The following is an 18178-nucleotide window of genomic DNA, read 5'->3' on the forward strand; positions in this document are numbered from 1 at the left end:
GGGAACTTCCAGGCACTCTCGGTAAGCATCTGGACGGCGGATGCCCGGCCGCGCATGCCTTAGGCTTGTGTGGTTGGGCGTCCGCCGCCCATAACGACTTACTACGCCGTAGGTCCCCGCACCGCACCCGTCCCGCCACTGAGTGGGGAGAGGGATGGCGCATACAGGAAACCCCGGCGAGAGAGGCCGAAGGCCACTTCATGACCATGACTGACCCGATCGCAGACATGCTCACGCGTCTGCGTAACGCTAACTCGGCGTACCACGACACCGTGGTGATGCCGCACAGCAAGATCAAGTCGCACATCGCGGAGATCCTCAAGCAAGAGGGTTTCATCACCGGCTGGAAGGTCGAGGACGCCGAGGTCGGCAAGAACCTCGTCCTCGAGCTGAAGTTCGGGCCGAACCGTGAGCGCTCCATTGCGGGCATCAAGCGGATCTCGAAGCCCGGTCTGCGCGTGTACGCAAAGTCCACCAACCTGCCGAAGGTGCTCGGCGGCCTGGGCGTGGCGATCATCTCCACGTCCCACGGTCTGCTCACCGGCCAGCAGGCAGGCAAGAAGGGCGTAGGTGGGGAAGTCCTCGCCTACGTCTGGTAGTCGGGAACGGAGGAAAAGCAATGTCGCGAATCGGCAAGCTCCCCATCCAGGTTCCCGCCGGTGTGGACGTCACCATCGACGGCCAGGCGGTCGCTGTGAAGGGCCCCAAGGGTTCCCTCGCGCTCACCGTCAAGGCTCCGATCGAGATCGTCAAGGGTGAGGACGGCGTTCTGAACGTCATCCGCCCCAACGACGAGCGTCAGAACAAGGCCCTGCACGGCCTGTCCCGCACGCTGGTGGCGAACATGATCACCGGCGTGACCACGGGTTACGTCAAGGCGCTCGAGATCAGCGGTGTCGGTTACCGCGTCGCCGCGAAGGGCTCCGACCTGGAGTTCCAGCTTGGTTACAGCCACCCGATCCTGATCGAGGCGCCCGAGGGCATCTCCTTCAAGGTCGAGTCGCCCACCAAGTTCTCGGTCGAGGGCATCGACAAGCAGAAGGTCGGCGAGGTCGCCGCCAACATCCGCAAGCTGCGGAAGCCCGACCCGTACAAGGCCAAGGGTGTCAAGTACGCCGGCGAAGTCATCCGCCGCAAGGTCGGAAAGGCTGGTAAGTAGCCATGGCATACGGTGTAAAGATCGCCAAGGGCGACGCGTACAAGCGTGCCGCCAAGGCCCGTCGCCACATCCGCATCCGCAAGAACGTCTCGGGTACGGCGGAGCGTCCGCGCCTCGTCGTGACGCGTTCCAACCGCAACATCGTTGCTCAGGTCATCGACGACCTCCAGGGTCACACCCTGGCGTCCGCGTCGACCCTGGACACCTCGATCCGCGGTGGCGAAGGCGACAAGAGCGCCCAGGCCCAGGCCGTCGGCGCGCTCGTCGCCGAGCGTGCCAAGGCTGCGGGTGTCGAGACCGTCGTGTTCGACCGCGGTGGCAACCGATACGCCGGGCGCATTGCCGCTCTGGCTGACGCCGCCCGCGAAGCCGGGCTGAAGTTCTAAGCCCCGGTTCCGGGACTCACGGACGTAACAGAGAGAGGTAATCCAATGGCTGGACCCCAGCGCCGCGGAAGCGGTGCCGGTGGCGGCGAGCGGCGGGACCGGAAGGGTCGCGACGGTGGCCCTGCCGCCGAGAAGACCGCTTACGTTGAGCGCGTTGTCGCGATCAACCGCGTCGCCAAGGTTGTCAAGGGTGGTCGCCGCTTCAGCTTCACCGCGCTGGTCGTGGTGGGCGACGGTGACGGCACTGTAGGTGTCGGTTACGGCAAGGCCAAGGAAGTTCCCGCGGCCATCGCCAAGGGTGTCGAGGAAGCCAAGAAGAACTTCTTCAAGGTTCCGCGCATCCAGGGCACCATTCCTCACCCGATCACGGGCGAGCGCGCTGCGGGCGTCGTGCTGCTGAAGCCGGCGTCCCCTGGTACCGGTGTTATCGCCGGTGGCCCGGTGCGCGCCGTTCTGGAGTGCGCCGGCGTTCACGACATCCTGTCGAAGTCGCTCGGCTCGTCCAACGCGATCAACATCGTGCACGCGACCGTTGCTGCGCTCAAGGGCCTGCAGCGTCCCGAGGAGATCGCGGCTCGCCGTGGTCTGCCCCTCGAGGACGTCGCCCCCGCGGCTCTGCTCCGTGCGCGTGCCGGGGCGGGTGCTGCGTAATGGCCCGCCTCAAGATCACGCAGACGAAGTCGTACATCGGTAGCAAGCAGAACCACCGTGACACGCTGCGTTCGCTCGGGCTCAAGCGCCTGAACGACGTGGTCGTCAAGGAGGACCGCCCCGAGTTCCGCGGAATGGTGCAGACCGTCCGCCACCTCGTGACGGTTGAGGAGGTTGACTAACATGGCTGAGAACAGCCCGCTGAAGGCCCACAACCTCCGTCCCGCCCCCGGCGCCAAGACCGCGAAGACCCGTGTCGGTCGTGGTGAGGCGTCGAAGGGTAAGACGGCCGGTCGTGGTACGAAGGGCCAGAAGGCCCGTTACCAGATCCCGGTGCGCTTCGAGGGTGGGCAGATGCCCCTCCACATGCGCCTGCCGAAGCTCAAGGGCTTCAAGAACCCGTTCCGCACCGAGTTCCAGGTCGTGAACCTGGACAAGCTCGGCGCTCTCTACCCCGAGGGTGGAGAGGTCACGGTGGCCGACCTGGTCGCCAAGGGCGCGGTTCGCAAGAACAGCCTCGTCAAGGTCCTGGGCCAGGGCGAGATCTCCGTGGCGCTGCAGGTTTCGGTTGACGCCGTCTCCGGCTCCGCCAAGGAGAAGATTGCCGCCGCTGGTGGCACCGTGACCGAGCTCGTCTAAGACGAACTCAGTGACAAATAGCTAGAAACCCGACCGGGGATGCCTCACATATGGGGCATCCCCGGTTGGTCGTTCCATGGGGGCCGCAGACGCCGGTATGGTGGCCTGCACCTTTGCTTGTACGTAATCGTCGATCCCTCAGACCGTCACCTCTGACGCAGTAGCGCGGGGGTCGCAGGAGGCACCGTGCTCACCGCGTTCGCCCGGGCGTTCAAGACGCCCGACCTGCGCAAGAAGCTGCTCTTTACGCTCGGCATCATCGTGCTGTATCGGCTCGGGTCCCACGTCCCGGTACCCGGCGTGAGCTACAAGAACGTTCAGATCTGTGTTGACCAGGCCGGCAGCAGCAATGGCCTCTTCGGTCTCGTCAACATGTTCAGCGGCGGTGCGCTGCTGCAGATCACGATCTTCGCGCTCGGCATCATGCCCTACATCACGGCGAGCATCATTCTGCAGCTGCTGACCGTGGTCATCCCGAAGCTGGAGACCCTCAAGAAAGAGGGTCAGTCCGGCACGTCGAAGATCACTCAGTACACGCGCTATCTGACGGTCGCGCTCGCGATCCTGCAGGGCACCGGCCTCGTCGCCACCGCCCGCAGCGGCGCCCTTTTCCAGGGCTGCCAGGTCAAAGACCAGATCGTCCCGGACCGATCGATTTTCACCACCGTCGTCATGGTGCTCACCATGACCGCGGGCACCTGCCTCGTCATGTGGCTCGGTGAGCTCATCACCGACCGCGGCATCGGCAACGGTATGTCGATCCTTATGTTCATCTCGATCGCCGCGGGCTTCGTTGGAGCCCTGTGGCAGATCAAGCTCCAGGGCAAGATCGCGGACGGCTGGGTCGAGTTCGGCGTGGTCATCCTGGTCGGTCTCGCGATGGTGGCCCTCGTCGTCTTCGTCGAACAGGCGCAGCGGCGGATCCCGGTCCAGTACGCGAAGCGCATGATCGGCCGGCGTGCGTACGGCGGCACCTCGACGTACATCCCGCTCAAGGTGAACCAGGCCGGTGTCATCCCGGTCATCTTCGCCTCGTCGCTGCTGTACATCCCGGCACTGATCGTCCAGTTCAGCGGTTCCACCGCCGGCTGGGCGAACTGGATCAGCAAGCACTTCGTCAAGGGCGACCACCCGTACTACATCGCGACCTACTTCCTCCTGATCGTTTTCTTCGCGTTCTTCTACGTGGCGATCTCGTTCAACCCCGAGGAAGTTGCGGACAATATGAAGAAGTATGGTGGGTTCATCCCGGGCATCCGCGCCGGTCGGCCCACCGCCGAGTACCTCAGCTACGTACTCAACCGGATCACCTGGCCGGGGTCGCTGTACCTGGGTCTCATCGCTCTTGTGCCGACGATGGCGTTGGCGGGCTTCGGGGCGAACCAGAACTTCCCGTTCGGCGGGACGAGCATCCTGATCATCGTGGGTGTGGGTCTGGAAACCGTGAAGCAGATCGAGAGCCAGCTCCAGCAGCGTAATTACGAAGGGTTCCTCCGCTGATGCGAATCGTCCTCGTCGGACCGCCCGGTGCGGGCAAGGGAACGCAGGCCACTGTCCTTGCCACGACCCTGTCGATCCCGCACATCTCCACGGGCGACCTGTTCCGGGCCAACATCAGTCAGGGCACCGAGCTGGGCCGGCGTGCCAAGGCGTTCATGGACGCCGGCGACCTCGTCCCGGACGAGATCACCATCGGCATGGCCAAGGACCGCATGGAGCAGCCCGACGCGGCGGCCGGCTTCCTGCTCGACGGCTTCCCGCGCAACGTGTCGCAGGCCGAGGCCCTCGACGTGATGCTCAAGGCCGAGGGCATGAACCTCGACGCCGTCCTCGACCTGGAGGTCGAGGAGGACGAGGTCGTCAAGCGCCTCGCCGGGCGCCGTACGTGCCGCAACGACAGCGCGCACGTCTTCCACGTCGCGTACCGCCCGTCGAAGGTCGAGGGTGTCTGCGACATCTGCGGCGGCGAGCTGTACGTGCGCGAGGACCAGTCCGAGGACGCGGTCCGCAACCGGCTGGACGTCTACCACACGCAGACCGAGCCGATCATCGACTACTACAAGGCCCAGGGCCTCGTGTCGACGATCCCGGCCCTGGGTGAGGTCAAGGACGTCACGCAGCGCGCGATGGACGCCCTGAAGAAGTAGCTCCCCCTGTAGTGCAGCCCCGGCCGCGGTGTCCCCAGGACGCCGCGGCCGTACTGTTGAGAAGACCCGAATCCGAAGGTGGAAGGCCCGTTCATGGTGCAGATCAAGACCCCCGAGCAGATCGTCAAGATGCGCGAGGCGGGACTGGTCGTCGCGGCGATCCACGCTGCGACTCGTGAGGCGGCCGTGCCGGGCGCGACGACGCGCGATCTGGACATGGTGGCCCGCAAGGTCATCGCGGACGCCGGCGCCAAGTCGAACTTCCTCGGCTACGGCGGCTTCCCCGCGACCATCTGCACTTCGGTCAACGAGGTCGTCGTCCACGGCATCCCCGACGACAAGACGGTCCTCAAGGACGGCGACATCATCTCGATCGACGCCGGCGCCATCGTCGACGGCTGGCACGGCGACGCCGCGTACACCGCCTTCGTGGGCACTGGGCACGCGCCTGAGCTCCTGGAGCTCTCCCGGGTGACCGAGGAGTCCATGTGGGCCGGCATCGCCGCCATGAAGGCCGGCAACCGCCTCGTGGACATCTCCAAGGCGATCGAGACCTACATCAAGCGCCAGCCGCGCCCGAGCAGCGGCGAGCACAGCCTCGGCAAGTTCGGGATCATCGAGGACTACGGCGGCCACGGCATCGGGACCGAGATGCACATGGACCCCCACCTGCTGAACTACGTCTCGCGCAAGCGGGGCAAGGGGATCAAGCTCGTCCCGGGCATCTGCCTGGCGATCGAGCCGATGGTCTCCCTGGGCACGGCCCAGACGGAGGTCCTGGCGGACGACTGGACCGTCATCACCACGGACGGGACCTGGTCCTCGCACTGGGAGCACTCCATCGCCCTGACCGAGGAGGGCCCGCTCGTGCTGACCTCGCCGGACTGCGGCAAGGCCAGGCTGGCGGCTTACGGCGTGTCCGTCGCGCCCGACCCGCTTGGTTAATGATCTAGTCTCTAGGGCACACTTTCCGGATTCGTCTTTCTGGGTGCCCTGACGTAGACTGACTCGTCGGCTCCTTTGCACCCGCATGTCCACATGCGAAGCGGGGAGCTGATCAAGGTAGCCGATTCGAAAGGCGAAGCGTGGCCAAGAAGCAAGGTGCCATCGAAATCGAGGGCACCGTGATCGAGTCCCTCCCGAACGCGATGTTCAAGGTGGAACTCCAGAACGGTCACAAAGTCCTCGCGCACATCAGCGGCAAGATGCGCATGCACTACATCCGCATCCTCCCTGATGACCGGGTCGTGGTGGAGCTGTCTCCGTACGACCTGACGCGTGGCCGGATCGTCTACCGGTACAAGTAGATCTTGTCTTCACTCCCGTCCGGACGTCCTGTCCTGACGCGGGTGGTGGCACTGACCCGGAGAACCTCACCAACATGAAGGTCAAGCCGAGCGTCAAGAAGATCTGCGACAAGTGCAAGGTGATCCGCCGTCACGGTCGGGTCATGGTCATCTGCGACAACCTGCGCCACAAGCAGCGCCAGGGCTGACGCACGCCGACCGACCTGCACTCCGCAGTTCTTCGCGCGACGTAAGAAAACGTACATACGCAGAACCCGCCCAGCCCTGACGGGGCCGGCGGCACCTCCGGCGGGGGCCGGGGACCCGGACGTACCACCACCCAGCAGGTGTGGTCGGCGGTCGGGGTCGGTTCTGCGGAAGACCCCCGAACACACAGGAGCCATTGAATGGCACGCGTTTCCGGTGTTGACATCCCGCGCGAAAAGCGTGTGGAGATCGCACTCACCTACGTCTTCGGTGTCGGTCGCACCCGGTCCAAGGAAATCCTTGAGGCCACCGGTGTGAACCCGAACACCCGCGTTCGTGACCTGGCCGAAGAGGACCTGGTCAAGATCCGCGAGTACGTGGACGCCAACCTCCGCACCGAGGGTGACCTCCGCCGCGAGATCCAGGCCGACATCCGCCGCAAGGTCGAGATCCAGTGCTACCAGGGTATCCGCCACCGTCGCGGCCTCCCGGTGCACGGTCAGCGCACCAGCACGAACGCCCGTACCCGCAAGGGTCCGCGTCGCGCGATCGCCGGTAAGAAGAAGCCGGGCAAGAAGTAGTCCTGTTCAGCGGTCTTGCGCTGTAGGACCGACCACCTCCCGTAGGAGATTTAGATGCCCCCCAAGGGTCGTCAGGGCGCTGCCAAGAAGGTGCGCCGCAAGGAAAAGAAGAACGTCGCTCATGGGCACGCCCACATCAAGAGCACGTTCAACAACACCATCGTTTCGATCACCGACCCCTCGGGCAACGTGATCTCCTGGGCCTCCGCCGGCCACGTCGGCTTCAAGGGCTCGCGCAAGTCCACCCCCTTCGCCGCGCAGATGGCCGCCGAGTCGGCCGCCCGTCGCGCGCAGGAGCACGGCATGCGCAAGGTCGACGTCTTCGTCAAGGGTCCCGGCTCCGGCCGTGAGACCGCGATCCGCTCCCTCCAGGCCACCGGCCTCGAGGTCGGCTCGATCCAGGACGTCACCCCCACCCCGCACAACGGCTGCCGTCCGCCGAAGCGCCGCCGCGTCTGATCCGGGGCGGCGCGATCCGCGCCGCCGCGCATGACGAAGCGGACGCACTGTGCGTCTTTGAGTGTCCGGGCGGTACGGACCCCCTCGCGGGGGACGTACCGCCCGTACCCTTGTAGTCGGCAGCGTCAAGCTGCACCCGTCGGGCGTCAAATAGTGGGCGTCCACGAATGAAGGAACACAGACATGCTTATCGCTCAGCGTCCTTCGCTGACCGAAGAGGTCGTCGACGAGTACCGCTCGCGGTTCGTGATCGAGCCGCTCGAGCCGGGCTTCGGCTACACCCTCGGCAACTCGCTCCGCCGCACGCTCCTGTCCTCGATCCCGGGTGCCGCTGTCACCAGCATCCGCGTGGACGGCGTCCTGCACGAGTTCACCACCGTGCCGGGTGTCAAGGAAGACGTCACCGACATCATCCTCAACATCAAGCAGCTGGTCGTCTCCTCGGAGCACGACGAGCCGGTCGTGATGTACCTGCGCAAGCAGGGTCCCGGCCTGGTCACCGCTGCCGACATCGCGCCCCCGGCCGGCGTCGAGGTGCACAACCCGGACCTGGTCCTCGCCACGCTCAACGGCAAGGGCAAGCTGGAGATGGAGCTGACCGTCGAGCGCGGTCGCGGCTACGTCTCCGCCGTCCAGAACAAGCAGCTGGGCCAGGAGATCGGTCGCATCCCGATCGACTCCATCTACAGCCCGGTCCTCAAGGTCACCTACAAGGTCGAGGCGACCCGAGTCGAGCAGCGCACCGACTTCGACAAGCTGATCGTCGACGTCGAGACCAAGCAGGCCATGCGCCCGCGCGACGCCATGGCGTCCGCAGGCAAGACCCTGGTCGAGCTGTTCGGCCTGGCGCGCGAGCTCAACATCGACGCCGAGGGCATCGACATGGGCCCCTCGCCGACGGACGCGGCCCTGGCCGCGGACCTGGCGCTGCCGATCGAGGAGCTCGAGCTCACGGTCCGCTCGTACAACTGCCTCAAGCGCGAGGGCATCCACTCCGTGGGTGAGCTCGTCGCCCGCTCCGAGGCCGACCTGCTCGACATCCGCAACTTCGGTGCGAAGTCGATCGACGAGGTCAAGGCGAAGCTGGCCGGCATGGGCCTGGCCCTCAAGGACAGCCCGCCCGGATTCGACCCGACCGCCGCCGCCGACGCCTTCGGCGCCGACGACGACGCGGACGCCGGTTTCGTCGAGACCGAGCAGTACTAAGCACCACCAGTACTTTCCCGCGGCATCCGCCCCGGGGGAACTGACACCGGTACCTGACACGGCCGGTGCAGATATGAAGGAGTATGACCATGCCGCGTCCCGCAAAGGGTGCCCGTCTGGGCGGCAGCGCCGCGCACGAGAAGCACCTCCTCGCGAACCTCGCGAAGGCGCTCTTCGAGCACGGCCGCATCACCACCACCGAGGCCAAGGCCCGCCGCCTGCGTCCCTACGCCGAGCGTCTGGTGACCAAGGCCAAGAAGGGCGACATCCACAACCGTCGCCTGGTGCTGCAGACGATCACGGACAAGAGCATCGTGCACACGCTGTTCACCGAGATCGCCCCGCGCTACGAGAACCGCCCCGGTGGTTACACGCGCATCACCAAGATCGGCAACCGTCGTGGCGACAACGCCCCGATGGCCGTGATCGAGCTGGTCGAGGCCCTTACGGTCGCCCAGCAGGCCACTGGTGAGGCCGAGGCCGCCACCAAGCGCGCGGTCAAGGAGGCGGAGGCTGTCGAGACCCCCGCCGAGGAGACCAAGGAGGCCTGATCCCGCTTCGGGATCGAGCTTGCTTGAACGGCTCTGAACGGGCCCGCCCCTTCCCGGGGCGGGCCCGTTCTGGCGTAGTAAGAAGATTTCGCCTGAGAGGATCTGTCACGTGAGTGACGAGGTGGAGCCCGGACACGTCCGGGTCCGGCTGGACCTGAGCTACGACGGCAAGGACTTCTCCGGCTGGGCGAAGCAGCGGGTGCTGCGCACGGTGCAGGGCGAGCTGGAGTCGGCGCTGCAGACCGTGATGCGGCTGCCCGACCCGGTCGAGCTGACCGTGGCCGGCCGTACCGACGCGGGCGTGCACGCGCGCGGACAGGTCGCGCAGTTCGACGTACGCGACGAGGTGTGGGCCGAGCACCACGACAAGCTGCTGCGCCGTCTCGCGGGGCGGCTGCCGCACGACATCCGGGTGTGGAAGGCCGCCGAGGCCCCCGCGGGATTCAACGCGCGGTTCTCCGCCATCTGGCGCCGCTACGCCTACCGCGTCGGTGACCACCAGGCGGGCGTCGACCCGCTGCGCCGCGGCCACGTGCTGTGGTACCAGTGGCCGCTCGACGTCGACGCCATGAACGAGGCCGCGGCCGCGCTGGTCGGCGAGCACGACTTCGCCGCGTACTGCAAGAAGCGCGAGGGAGCCACGACGATCCGTACGCTCCAGCAGCTCAGCTGGGAGCGGGGCGAGGACGGGATCATCACCGCCACCGTCCGCGCCGACGCCTTCTGCCACAACATGGTCCGCTCGCTCGTCGGCGCCCTGCTGCACGTGGGCGACGGACACCGGACGGCCGACTGGCCCGGGAAGGTGCTGGCCGCGGCCGTACGGGACTCCTCGGTGCACGTGGTCAAGCCGCACGGGCTGACGCTGGAGGAGGTCGGCTACCCCGCCGACGAGCTGCTGGCGGCCCGCAGCAAGGAGGCGCGGAACCTGCGCACCCTGCCCGGGGCCGGCTGCTGCTAGCCCGACTGCGCGGAGGTCACCGGTGCGGGGTCCGCTCCGCGGTCAACCCGTTTGGGCGGAGCGGCACCGGACCGGGACAATGCCCCGCATGGGACATCTCGAAGCCAGCCACCTGGAGTACTACCTTCCCGACGGGCGGGTCCTGCTCCCCGACGTCTCCTTCCGGGTGGGGGAGGGGTCGGTCGTCGCCCTCGTGGGGGCGAACGGGGCCGGCAAGACCACCCTGCTGAAGCTGATCTCCGGTGACCTCCAGCCGCACGGCGGCGGGGTCACCGTGAGCGGCGGCCTGGGCGTGATGTCGCAGTTCGTGGGCTCGGTCCGGGACGAGACGACCGTGCGGGACCTGCTGGTCTCGGTGTCCCAGCCGCGCATCCGGCAGGCCGCCGAGGCCGTCGACCGCGCCGAGCAGCTGATCCTGACCGTCGACGACGAGGCCGCACAGATGGCCTACGCGCAGGCGCTGAGCGACTGGGCCGACGTGCAGGGCTACGAGGCGGAGACCCTGTGGGACGTCTGCACGATGGCCGCGCTGGCGGTCCCCTACGACACCGCGCAGTTCCGCGAGGTGCGCACCCTCTCGGGCGGTGAGCAGAAGCGCCTCGTGCTGGAGGCGCTGCTGCGCGGACCGGACGAGGTCCTGCTGCTCGACGAGCCGGACAACTACCTGGACGTCCCGGGCAAGCGGTGGTTGGAGGAGCAGCTGAAGGCCACCCGCAAGACGGTCCTCTTCATCTCGCACGACCGGGAGCTGCTGACCCAGGCCGCCCAGAAGATCATCAGCCTGGAGCCGGGCCCCATGGGCACGGACGTCTGGGTGCACGGTGCGGGCTTCGGCACCTACCACGACGCCCGCAAGGAGCGCTTCGCGCGCTTCGAGGAGCTCAAGCGGCGCTGGGACGAGGAGCACGCCCGGCTGAGGGCGCTGGTCCTGCGGCTGCGGAACCAGGCGGCGAGCAGCCCCGACATGGCCTCGCGCTACCGGGCGATGCAGACGCGCTTCCAGAAGTTCGAGGAGGCGGGCCCGCCGCCGGAGCCGCCGCGCGAGCAGGACATCCGGATGCGGCTCAAGGGCGGGCGTACGGGCGTGCGCGCGCTCACCGTCGAGAACCTCGAGCTGGTCGGCTTGATGAAGCCGTTCTCCCTGGAGGTCTTCTACGGGGAGCGGGTCGCGGTCCTCGGTTCGAACGGCTCCGGGAAGTCGCACTTCCTGCGCCTGATGGCGGGCGAGGACGTCAAGCACACGGGTACGTGGAAGCTCGGTGCCCGCGTGGTCCCCGGCCACTTCGCGCAGACCCACGCCCACCCCGAGCTGTTCGGCCGTACGCTCGTCGACATCCTGTGGACGGAGGCGGCGAAGCCGCTCGGCGCGGCGATGGGCGCCCTGCGCCGCTACGAGCTGGAGCGCCAGGCCGACCAGGCCTTCGAGAAGCTCTCGGGCGGCCAGCAGGCACGTTTCCAGATCCTGCTGCTGGAGCTGGCCGGGACGACGGCGCTGCTGCTGGACGAGCCGACGGACAACCTGGACCTGGAGTCGGCCGAGGCACTGCAGGACGGCCTGGAGGCGTACGAGGGCACTGTGTTGTGCGTCACGCACGACCGCTGGTTCGCCCGCACATTTGACCGTTACCTGGTCTTCGGTTCAGACGGTGTTGTGCGGGAGACTACGGAGCCCGTCTGGGACGAACGTAGGGTCGAACGCAAGCGCTAGGGGGAGACCGCCCCCTGCTGGTCGAGGGGACGTCGTTGTGGGGCTGCGGCCTAGTGTCTGGGTCATGAAGTGGGACAGCCCGTCCTCATGGGACCGGCGGGTGGAATGGCTGTTGCGGCCGGCCCCCCGGTCCTGGCGGGCCGTGGGCCTGGTGATCCTGCTGTCCGTCGCGGTCTCGGCCAGCCTGCGGGCGAACTGGGGCTCGGACAACGCCTTCGTGGTCAAGGCGGCGGACGCGCTGCTCGCCGGGGTCTCCCCGTACGAGGACAAGCGGTTCCTCTACCTCCCCAGCGCCGTGGTCATGGCGATTCCGGAGGCGCTGCTGCCGGCTCCGCTGCTGCGCTGCGTGCTGCCGCTGGGGATGACCGGGCTGGTGGGTCTGGGCTGGTGGGCCTCGCTGCGGCTGTTCTCGGTGCCGGTGCGTTCGCGGCTCGCGGTGGGCGGTTTCGGACTGTTCGCGCTGGCCTACAAGCCGTACATCAACCTCGTGCTGATCGGGAACTGGACGGCCATCTCCGCCGCGGCCCTGCCGGTGGCGCTGCTGCTGGCGCATCGGCGGTCGTGGGCGGCGGCCGGGCTCGTGGTGGGGCTCGCCATCGCGTGCAAGCCGATGCTGGTGCCGATAGGGCTGCTCTTCGTACTGGCGCGGCAGTGGCGGGGGCTGGCCGTGGCGGTGGGCGTGCCGGTGGGGCTGTCGCTGGCGGGGGCGCTGATGATGCCGCGCCCGACGCTGTTCTTCACCAAGACCCTGCCGTTCCTGCTTCAGGGCCAGGACTCCTACGCGCTGCCCTGGGACGCCTCGCCGATCGCGGCGCTGCCGCGGCTGGGCGTGCCGGAGCCGCTGGCGGTGCTGGTGGCCTTCGCGGGGGCCGGCTGCGGGCTGTGGGCGGCCTGGCGGCGCTGGCGGCGCCCGGTGGCCGTGGACGGCGACGGGGGCGAGCTGAGGCTGGTGGAGACGGCGTGCATGGTGATGCTCGCCGCATTCCTGGTGTCGCGGCCGTCGTTCGACCACTACCTGCTCGTGGTGCTCCCGCTCCTCCTGGCGTCGGGGGTGCGGGAGGGCTCGATGCCGCGCTCGCCTTGGTTCTGGGCGGCCCTGCTGCCCCAGACGGCGGGCATTCCGTGGCCGTCGGAGTTCGAGCACAAGCGGCGGGCGTTCAAGGACATGGTGACCCTGTGCGGACTGGCCGGGCTGCTGGCGCGGCACTGTCTGCGCTCGCGGCGGGTTACCCTGGAAGTCGTACGAACTGCGGGGTCCCCACCCAGGACCGATCCGGAGTGCACCGCGACCCCCGTTGATACGGGGTCGCGGACCGCGTTTTGACCCTTCCAGGTCTTCACGGGTATCCTGCTGGTTCGTTATGCGTATTGGCTTGCTCATTCTCACGTGAATTGGCCTTACGCCGGTCCACCGGGCCGATGACCAGCGGTTACACACGGGTTGCGTCCCCGATGTGAACCAGGGCTGTCGTGATCGTCCGTGGTGACCCATGTCAGGACCCGTCCCTTCGGGCTCACCCCCCGGGGATGACCCACCACTGAAGAAGCGAAGGCATACGCGTGCGTACGTTCAGCCCCAAGCCCGGCGACATCTCGCGCCAGTGGCTCGTCATCGACGCCCAGGACGTTGTCCTCGGCCGTCTGGCGACCCAGGCCGCTGCCCTCCTGCGGGGCAAGCACAAGCCGACTTACGCCCCCCACATGGACATGGGCGACTTCGTCATCATCGTCAACGCCGACAAGGTTCACCTGTCCGGCAACAAGGCGACCCAGAAGATGGCGTACCGCCACTCGGGCTACCCGGGTGGTCTCCGCTCGGTCCGCTACGACGACCTCCTGGCGAACAACCCGGAGAAGGCCGTCGAGAAGGCCATCAAGGGCATGCTCCCCAAGAACACCCTGGGCCGTCAGATGATCTCGAAGCTGAAGGTCTACTCGGGCGACACGCACCCGCACGCTGCGCAGCAGCCGGTGCCGTTCGAGATCACCCAGGTCGCGCAGTAGTTCCGGCCACCCCCTAAGACGTAGAAAATTCTGAGGAGCATCGTGGCCGAGACCACCGCCGAGACGACCCCCGTCGACGAGTTCGAGGGCAACGTCGAGGAGTACACCACCGAGACCGCGGACGTAGTCGAGGGTGACTACACCTCCGAGTCCCTTGCCGGTCGCTTCGGCGACCCCCAGCCGGCTGCCGGCCTGGGCCGTCGCAAGAACGCCATCGCCCGCGTCCGGATCGTTCCGGGCACCGGCAAGTGGAAGATCAACGGTCGCACCCTTGAGGACTACTTCCCCAACAAGGTGCACCAGCAGGAAGTCAACGAGCCGTTCAAGCTGCTCGAGCTGGACAACCGCTACGACGTCATCGCCCGCATCTCGGGTGGCGGCGTTTCCGGCCAGGCCGGCGCCCTGCGCCTCGGTGTGGCCCGTGCGCTGAACGAGGCGGATGTCGACAACAACCGCCCGGCGCTGAAGAAGGCCGGCTTCCTCTCCCGCGACGACCGTGCGGTCGAGCGCAAGAAGGCCGGTCTCAAGAAGGCCCGTAAGGCTCCGCAGTACAGCAAGCGTTAATCTGCGCCTGCTGTTCTGCAACGAAACCGCCCCGGCAGCACTCTCCGTGCTGCCGGGGCGGTTCGTTTACCGCCACAAGCGGCAAATAGATGGCACAAGCGGTCACAAGCGATGCGGAAACTCGGGAGGACAACAGTGGGACGACTCTTCGGGACGGACGGTGTACGAGGCGTCGCCAACGCGGATCTGACGGCCGAGCTCGCGCTCGGCCTCTCCGTGGCGGCGGCGCACGTACTGGCCGAGGCGGGCACCTTCGCGGGCCATCGGGCCACCGCGGTGGTCGGCCGGGACCCGCGGGCCTCGGGTGAGTTCCTGGAGGCCGCAGTCGTCGCGGGCCTCGCCAGCGCGGGAGTGGACGTCCTGCGCGTCGGTGTGCTGCCCACCCCGGCGGTGGCGTATCTCACCGGTGCGCTGGGCGCCGACCTCGGCGTCATGCTGTCGGCCAGCCACAACGCCATGCCCGACAACGGCATCAAGTTCTTCGCGCGCGGCGGCCACAAGCTCGCCGACGAGCTGGAGGACCGGATCGAGTCCGTCTACGAGGAGCACCGCACGGGCGCCCCGTGGCAGCGGCCCACCGGCGGCGGCGTCGGCCGCGTCTCCGACTACGACGAGGGCTTCGACAAGTACGTCGCCCACCTCATGGGTGTCCTGCCCAACCGCCTCGACGGCCTCAAGGTCGTCCTGGACGAGGCGCACGGCGCGGCCGCCCGCGTCTCGCCCGAGGCCTTCGCCCGGGCCGGAGCGGAGATCGTCACGATCGGCGCGGAGCCCGACGGCCTGAACATCAACGACGGCTGCGGCTCCACCCACCTCGGCCTGCTGAAGCAGGCCGTCGTCGAGCACGGCGCCGACCTCGGCATCGCGCACGACGGGGACGCCGACCGCTGCCTCGCCGTGGACGCGAACGGCGCCGAGATCGACGGCGACCAGATCCTCGCGGTGCTGGCGCTGGCCATGCGCGAGGCCGGGCAGCTGCGCGAGGACACCGTGGTCGGCACCGTGATGTCGAACCTCGGTTTCAAGCTGGCGATGGAGTCCGAGGGCATCCACGTCGTGCAGACCGGCGTCGGCGACCGGTACGTCCTGGAGTCGATGAAGGAGAACGGCTACGCGCTGGGCGGCGAGCAGTCCGGCCACGTGATCATCCTCGACCACGCCACCACCGGGGACGGCACCCTGACCGGCCTGATGCTGGCGGCGCGGATCGCGGCCACGGGCAAGTCGCTGACGGAGCTGGCGGCGGTCATGAGCCGGCTGCCGCAGGTGCTCGTCAACGTTCCCGACGTGGACAAGTCGCGGGTCGCGACCTCGGGCGAGCTGGCCGCGGCCGTCGCCGACGCGGAGCGGGAGCTGGGCTCGACCGGGCGCGTGCTGCTGCGTTCGTCGGGCACGGAGCCGCTCGTACGGGTGATGGTGGAAGCCGCCGACATCGAGCAGGCCCGCTCGGTCGCCGGCCGCCTCGCGGACGTGGTGAAGTCGGCGCTCGGCTAGAACCTCCTGCCCCGGACCGGCCCCGCGCTACGGAGACCCGTAGTGCGGGGCCGGTCCTGTTCCGGGGGCCGGGCTCAGGCCGTGGGGGGCGTACGCCGCCAGCGGTCGCGCTGGGTGCGCCACAGGAGTTTTTGGCCGAGCAGGGTGAGCACGCCGGCCAGCATGATCCCGAAGAGGTTCAGCAGCAGTTGCTCCGCCGAGCCCCACATCTGGCCGAAGTCGCCGTAGCTGAGCGCGACGGCCGCGTTGGCCGCCGCCGGGACGGTGGTCACCGAGATCGCCACGCCGACCAGCGCGCCCGACTTCGCCGAGGTCAAGGAGAGCACCCCCGCCACGCCGGCGAGCAGCGCCACGACGAATGAGAACGGGTCCGGCTGCCAGATGAAGCTGGTGTTGGGGCGGGCCTTGTCCAGCATCCCCCCGTGGAACAGGCCCATGGCGTCCATCACCAGGCTGAAGGCGGTCGTCGCGATCATCGCGGCGGCGAAGCCGACGAGGAGGGCGAAGAGCGAGCGGGCGGCCTGCCGCGGGGCCCGGCGCACCAGGTTCGTGCACACGCCGGCGAGCGGACCGAACTCCGGGCCGACCGCCATCGCGCCCACGATCAGGACGGCGTTGTCGAGGACGACACCGCAGGCCGCGATCATCGTCGCGATGATCATGAACGCGCAGTAGGTGATGCTGAGGGTGGACTCCTCGTGGGTCGCCTCGCTCAGCTGCTCCCACAGGACGGCGTCGGCGCCCTCGCCCGGGGCTTCCTTCTCGGCCAGGTCGGCGCGCTCCGAAAGGGAGAAGTCGATGTTCTCGACCGCGATCGAGCCGTCCTGGTCGATGCCGAGCTCGCGGAGCTCGTTCAGGAGCTCGTCGCCGGCCTCGCGCGCGACGTCGCACATCACGATGTCGCCCGGCGGGACGCGGGCCGCGCCGGGCACCACGACCAGATGGGTGGTGCCGACCGTGCCCTCGACGATCCGGACCACGGCGTCCGTGCGGTCGGCCGGGGTGATCATCCGTAGATGCAGCATGGGCCGCACAGTAGCCTCAGAGCTTGCGCAGGCTCAGCTTCTGCACCTTGTGGTCGGGGCCCTTGCGGACGACGAGGGTCGCGCGGCCGCGGGTCGGGGCCACGTTCTCCAGCAGGTTGGGCTTGTTGATCGTCCGCCACATCGTCTGCGCGTACTCCAGCGCCTCCTCCTCGGAGACCTGGGTGTACTTGCGGAAGTAGGAGAAGGGGTTCTGGAAGGCCGTCTCGCGCAGCTTGCGGAACCGGTTGAGGTACCAGCGCTCGATGTCCTCGGGGCGCGCGTCCACGTACACGCTGAAGTCGAAGTAGTCGGCGAGGCCCACCCGGGTGCGGCCGTCGTTGCCGGGCAGGGCCGGCTGCAGGACGTTGAGCCCCTCGACGATCAGGATGTCCGGGCGGCGCACGACGAGCCGCTCGCCGGGGACGATGTCGTAGATCAGGTGCGAGTAGACCGGGGCCGTGACCTCGTCCTTGCCCGCCTTGATGTCGGCGACGAAGCGGGTCAGCGCGCGGCGGTCGTAGGACTCCGGGAAGCCCTTGCGGGCGGTCAGCCCGCGCCGCTGGAGCTCCTTCATGGGATACAGGAAGCCGTCGGTGGTGACCAGCTCCACGCGCGGGTGTTCGGGCCAGCGGGCGAGGAGGGCCTGGAGGAGACGGGCCACGGTGGACTTGCCGACGGCGACGGAGCCGGCGACCCCTATGACGAAGGGGGTGCCCTGCTGCGCGCCGTGCCCGTTGCCGGCGTCGCCGAGGAAGGTGTTGAGGGTGCCGCGCAGGTTGCTGGTGGCGCCGACGTACAGGTTCAGGAGCCGGGAGAGCGGCAGGTAGACGTCGCGGACCTCGTCGAGGTCGATGACGTCGCCCAGGCCGCGCAGTCGCTCGACCTCGTCGGCCGTCAGCGGGAGCGGGGTGCGCTCGCGCAGCGCGCTCCACTCGGCGCGGGTGAGGTCGACGTAGGGGGAGGCCTCGTGGCCCCGGCGGCGCGTGGGGTGCGCCTGCCCGGGGGTCGCGGGGTGCTCCGATCCGTCGGGGTTCTCCGTTGCGCGGTCCGGCGTGCTTCGTGGCGGCGAAGTGATCACACGGCCATTGTCGGCGCTCGCGGGCGGTTGTGGGTGGTGTGGTCGGTCACGTGGGATGGGGCCGTATGTCCC

The 18178-nt window shown here is 68.2% G+C and carries 23 protein-coding genes; 21 read left to right on the forward strand and 2 right to left on the reverse strand.

Annotated features, from left to right (window positions below; translation table 11 throughout):
• Positions 1 to 200: 200 nt before the first annotated feature.
• The 21 genes from rpsH to glmM all read left to right on the forward strand — a co-directional run bounded on the left by rpsH (position 201) and on the right by glmM (position 16003).
• Positions 201 to 599 (forward strand): 30S ribosomal protein S8, encoded by a 399-nt coding sequence (rpsH, locus tag ACFWBY_RS08445; RefSeq protein ID WP_007265911.1) that lies wholly within the window; start codon positions 201 to 203, stop codon positions 597 to 599.
• Between the two features lie 20 nt (positions 600 to 619).
• On the forward strand, positions 620 to 1159 hold the full coding sequence (gene rplF, locus ACFWBY_RS08450) for a 50S ribosomal protein L6 (protein ID WP_385335889.1): 540 nt from the start codon (positions 620 to 622) through the stop codon (positions 1157 to 1159).
• Between the two features lie 2 nt (positions 1160 to 1161).
• Complete coding sequence (gene rplR, locus ACFWBY_RS08455) at positions 1162 to 1545, forward strand: 50S ribosomal protein L18 (RefSeq protein WP_008739696.1); 384 nt, start codon at positions 1162 to 1164, stop codon at positions 1543 to 1545.
• Between the two features lie 45 nt (positions 1546 to 1590).
• On the forward strand, positions 1591 to 2196 hold the full coding sequence (rpsE, locus tag ACFWBY_RS08460; RefSeq protein ID WP_030298218.1) for a 30S ribosomal protein S5: 606 nt from the start codon (positions 1591 to 1593) through the stop codon (positions 2194 to 2196).
• Positions 2196 to 2378 (forward strand): 50S ribosomal protein L30, encoded by a 183-nt coding sequence (gene rpmD, locus ACFWBY_RS08465; protein ID WP_053682614.1) that lies wholly within the window; start codon positions 2196 to 2198, stop codon positions 2376 to 2378. Before rpsE ends, rpmD begins: the two co-directional genes overlap by 1 nt.
• A gap of 1 nt (position 2379) precedes the next feature.
• A complete protein-coding gene (gene rplO, locus ACFWBY_RS08470) occupies positions 2380 to 2835 on the forward strand; it encodes a 50S ribosomal protein L15 (RefSeq protein WP_214946842.1) in 456 nt (151 codons plus the stop codon).
• Positions 2836 to 3021: 186 nt separating this feature from the next.
• On the forward strand, positions 3022 to 4335 hold the full coding sequence (gene secY, locus ACFWBY_RS08475) for a preprotein translocase subunit SecY (protein WP_385335886.1): 1314 nt from the start codon (positions 3022 to 3024) through the stop codon (positions 4333 to 4335).
• Positions 4335 to 4982: an adenylate kinase gene (locus ACFWBY_RS08480; RefSeq protein WP_385335884.1), complete on the forward strand. Its 648-nt coding sequence runs from the start codon at positions 4335 to 4337 to the stop codon at positions 4980 to 4982. Before secY ends, ACFWBY_RS08480 begins: the two co-directional genes overlap by 1 nt.
• 93 nt (positions 4983 to 5075) lie before the next feature.
• On the forward strand, positions 5076 to 5927 hold the full coding sequence (gene map, locus ACFWBY_RS08485) for a type I methionyl aminopeptidase (RefSeq protein ID WP_385335882.1): 852 nt from the start codon (positions 5076 to 5078) through the stop codon (positions 5925 to 5927).
• A 140-nt stretch (positions 5928 to 6067) separates the two neighbouring features.
• The gene (gene infA / locus ACFWBY_RS08490; RefSeq protein WP_003956442.1) at positions 6068 to 6289 is read left to right on the forward strand and encodes a translation initiation factor IF-1; all 222 of its coding nucleotides are present in this window, start codon (positions 6068 to 6070) and stop codon (positions 6287 to 6289) included.
• Positions 6290 to 6363: 74 nt separating this feature from the next.
• Positions 6364 to 6477, forward strand: a complete 114-nt coding sequence (rpmJ, locus tag ACFWBY_RS08495; protein WP_003956441.1) for a 50S ribosomal protein L36 — start codon at positions 6364 to 6366, stop codon at positions 6475 to 6477.
• 198 nt (positions 6478 to 6675) lie between these two features.
• The gene (rpsM, locus tag ACFWBY_RS08500; protein ID WP_214936437.1) at positions 6676 to 7056 is read left to right on the forward strand and encodes a 30S ribosomal protein S13; all 381 of its coding nucleotides are present in this window, start codon (positions 6676 to 6678) and stop codon (positions 7054 to 7056) included.
• A gap of 54 nt (positions 7057 to 7110) precedes the next feature.
• Entirely contained in the window at positions 7111 to 7515 is a 405-nt protein-coding gene (rpsK, locus tag ACFWBY_RS08505) for a 30S ribosomal protein S11 (RefSeq protein WP_003956432.1), read from the forward strand.
• Positions 7516 to 7698: 183 nt separating this feature from the next.
• On the forward strand, positions 7699 to 8721 hold the full coding sequence (locus ACFWBY_RS08510) for a DNA-directed RNA polymerase subunit alpha (RefSeq protein ID WP_008739666.1): 1023 nt from the start codon (positions 7699 to 7701) through the stop codon (positions 8719 to 8721).
• A gap of 89 nt (positions 8722 to 8810) precedes the next feature.
• Positions 8811 to 9272, forward strand: a complete 462-nt coding sequence (gene rplQ / locus ACFWBY_RS08515) for a 50S ribosomal protein L17 (RefSeq protein WP_030154710.1) — start codon at positions 8811 to 8813, stop codon at positions 9270 to 9272.
• A 109-nt stretch (positions 9273 to 9381) separates the two neighbouring features.
• Positions 9382 to 10233 carry a tRNA pseudouridine(38-40) synthase TruA gene (gene truA, locus ACFWBY_RS08520; protein WP_385335879.1) on the forward strand — a complete coding sequence of 284 codons (852 nt, stop codon included), beginning with the start codon at positions 9382 to 9384 and terminating at the stop codon, positions 10231 to 10233.
• 88 nt (positions 10234 to 10321) lie between these two features.
• Complete coding sequence (locus tag ACFWBY_RS08525; protein ID WP_385335877.1) at positions 10322 to 11941, forward strand: ATP-binding cassette domain-containing protein; 1620 nt, start codon at positions 10322 to 10324, stop codon at positions 11939 to 11941.
• Between the two features lie 64 nt (positions 11942 to 12005).
• Entirely contained in the window at positions 12006 to 13265 is a 1260-nt protein-coding gene (locus tag ACFWBY_RS08530) for a glycosyltransferase family 87 protein (RefSeq protein ID WP_385335875.1), read from the forward strand.
• Positions 13266 to 13501: 236 nt separating this feature from the next.
• Positions 13502 to 13945: a 50S ribosomal protein L13 gene (rplM, locus tag ACFWBY_RS08535; RefSeq protein ID WP_385335873.1), complete on the forward strand. Its 444-nt coding sequence runs from the start codon at positions 13502 to 13504 to the stop codon at positions 13943 to 13945.
• 42 nt (positions 13946 to 13987) lie between these two features.
• Positions 13988 to 14509 (forward strand): 30S ribosomal protein S9, encoded by a 522-nt coding sequence (gene rpsI / locus ACFWBY_RS08540; RefSeq protein ID WP_385335871.1) that lies wholly within the window; start codon positions 13988 to 13990, stop codon positions 14507 to 14509.
• A 135-nt stretch (positions 14510 to 14644) separates the two neighbouring features.
• Positions 14645 to 16003 (forward strand): phosphoglucosamine mutase, encoded by a 1359-nt coding sequence (glmM, locus tag ACFWBY_RS08545; RefSeq protein ID WP_385335869.1) that lies wholly within the window; start codon positions 14645 to 14647, stop codon positions 16001 to 16003.
• Positions 16004 to 16077: 74 nt separating this feature from the next.
• Here glmM and ACFWBY_RS08550 read toward each other — a convergent pair whose 3' ends face one another.
• Complete coding sequence (locus ACFWBY_RS08550; protein ID WP_385335867.1) at positions 16078 to 17028, reverse strand: DUF389 domain-containing protein; 951 nt, start codon at positions 17026 to 17028, stop codon at positions 16078 to 16080.
• Positions 17029 to 17044: 16 nt separating this feature from the next.
• Positions 17045 to 18106 (reverse strand): type I pantothenate kinase, encoded by a 1062-nt coding sequence (gene coaA, locus ACFWBY_RS08555; RefSeq protein WP_385335865.1) that lies wholly within the window; start codon positions 18104 to 18106, stop codon positions 17045 to 17047.
• Positions 18107 to 18178: the final 72 nt, after the last annotated feature.

The organism is Streptomyces sp. NPDC060049 (genome assembly GCF_042736715.1).
Taxonomy (GTDB): Bacteria; Actinomycetota; Actinomycetes; order Streptomycetales; family Streptomycetaceae; genus Streptomyces.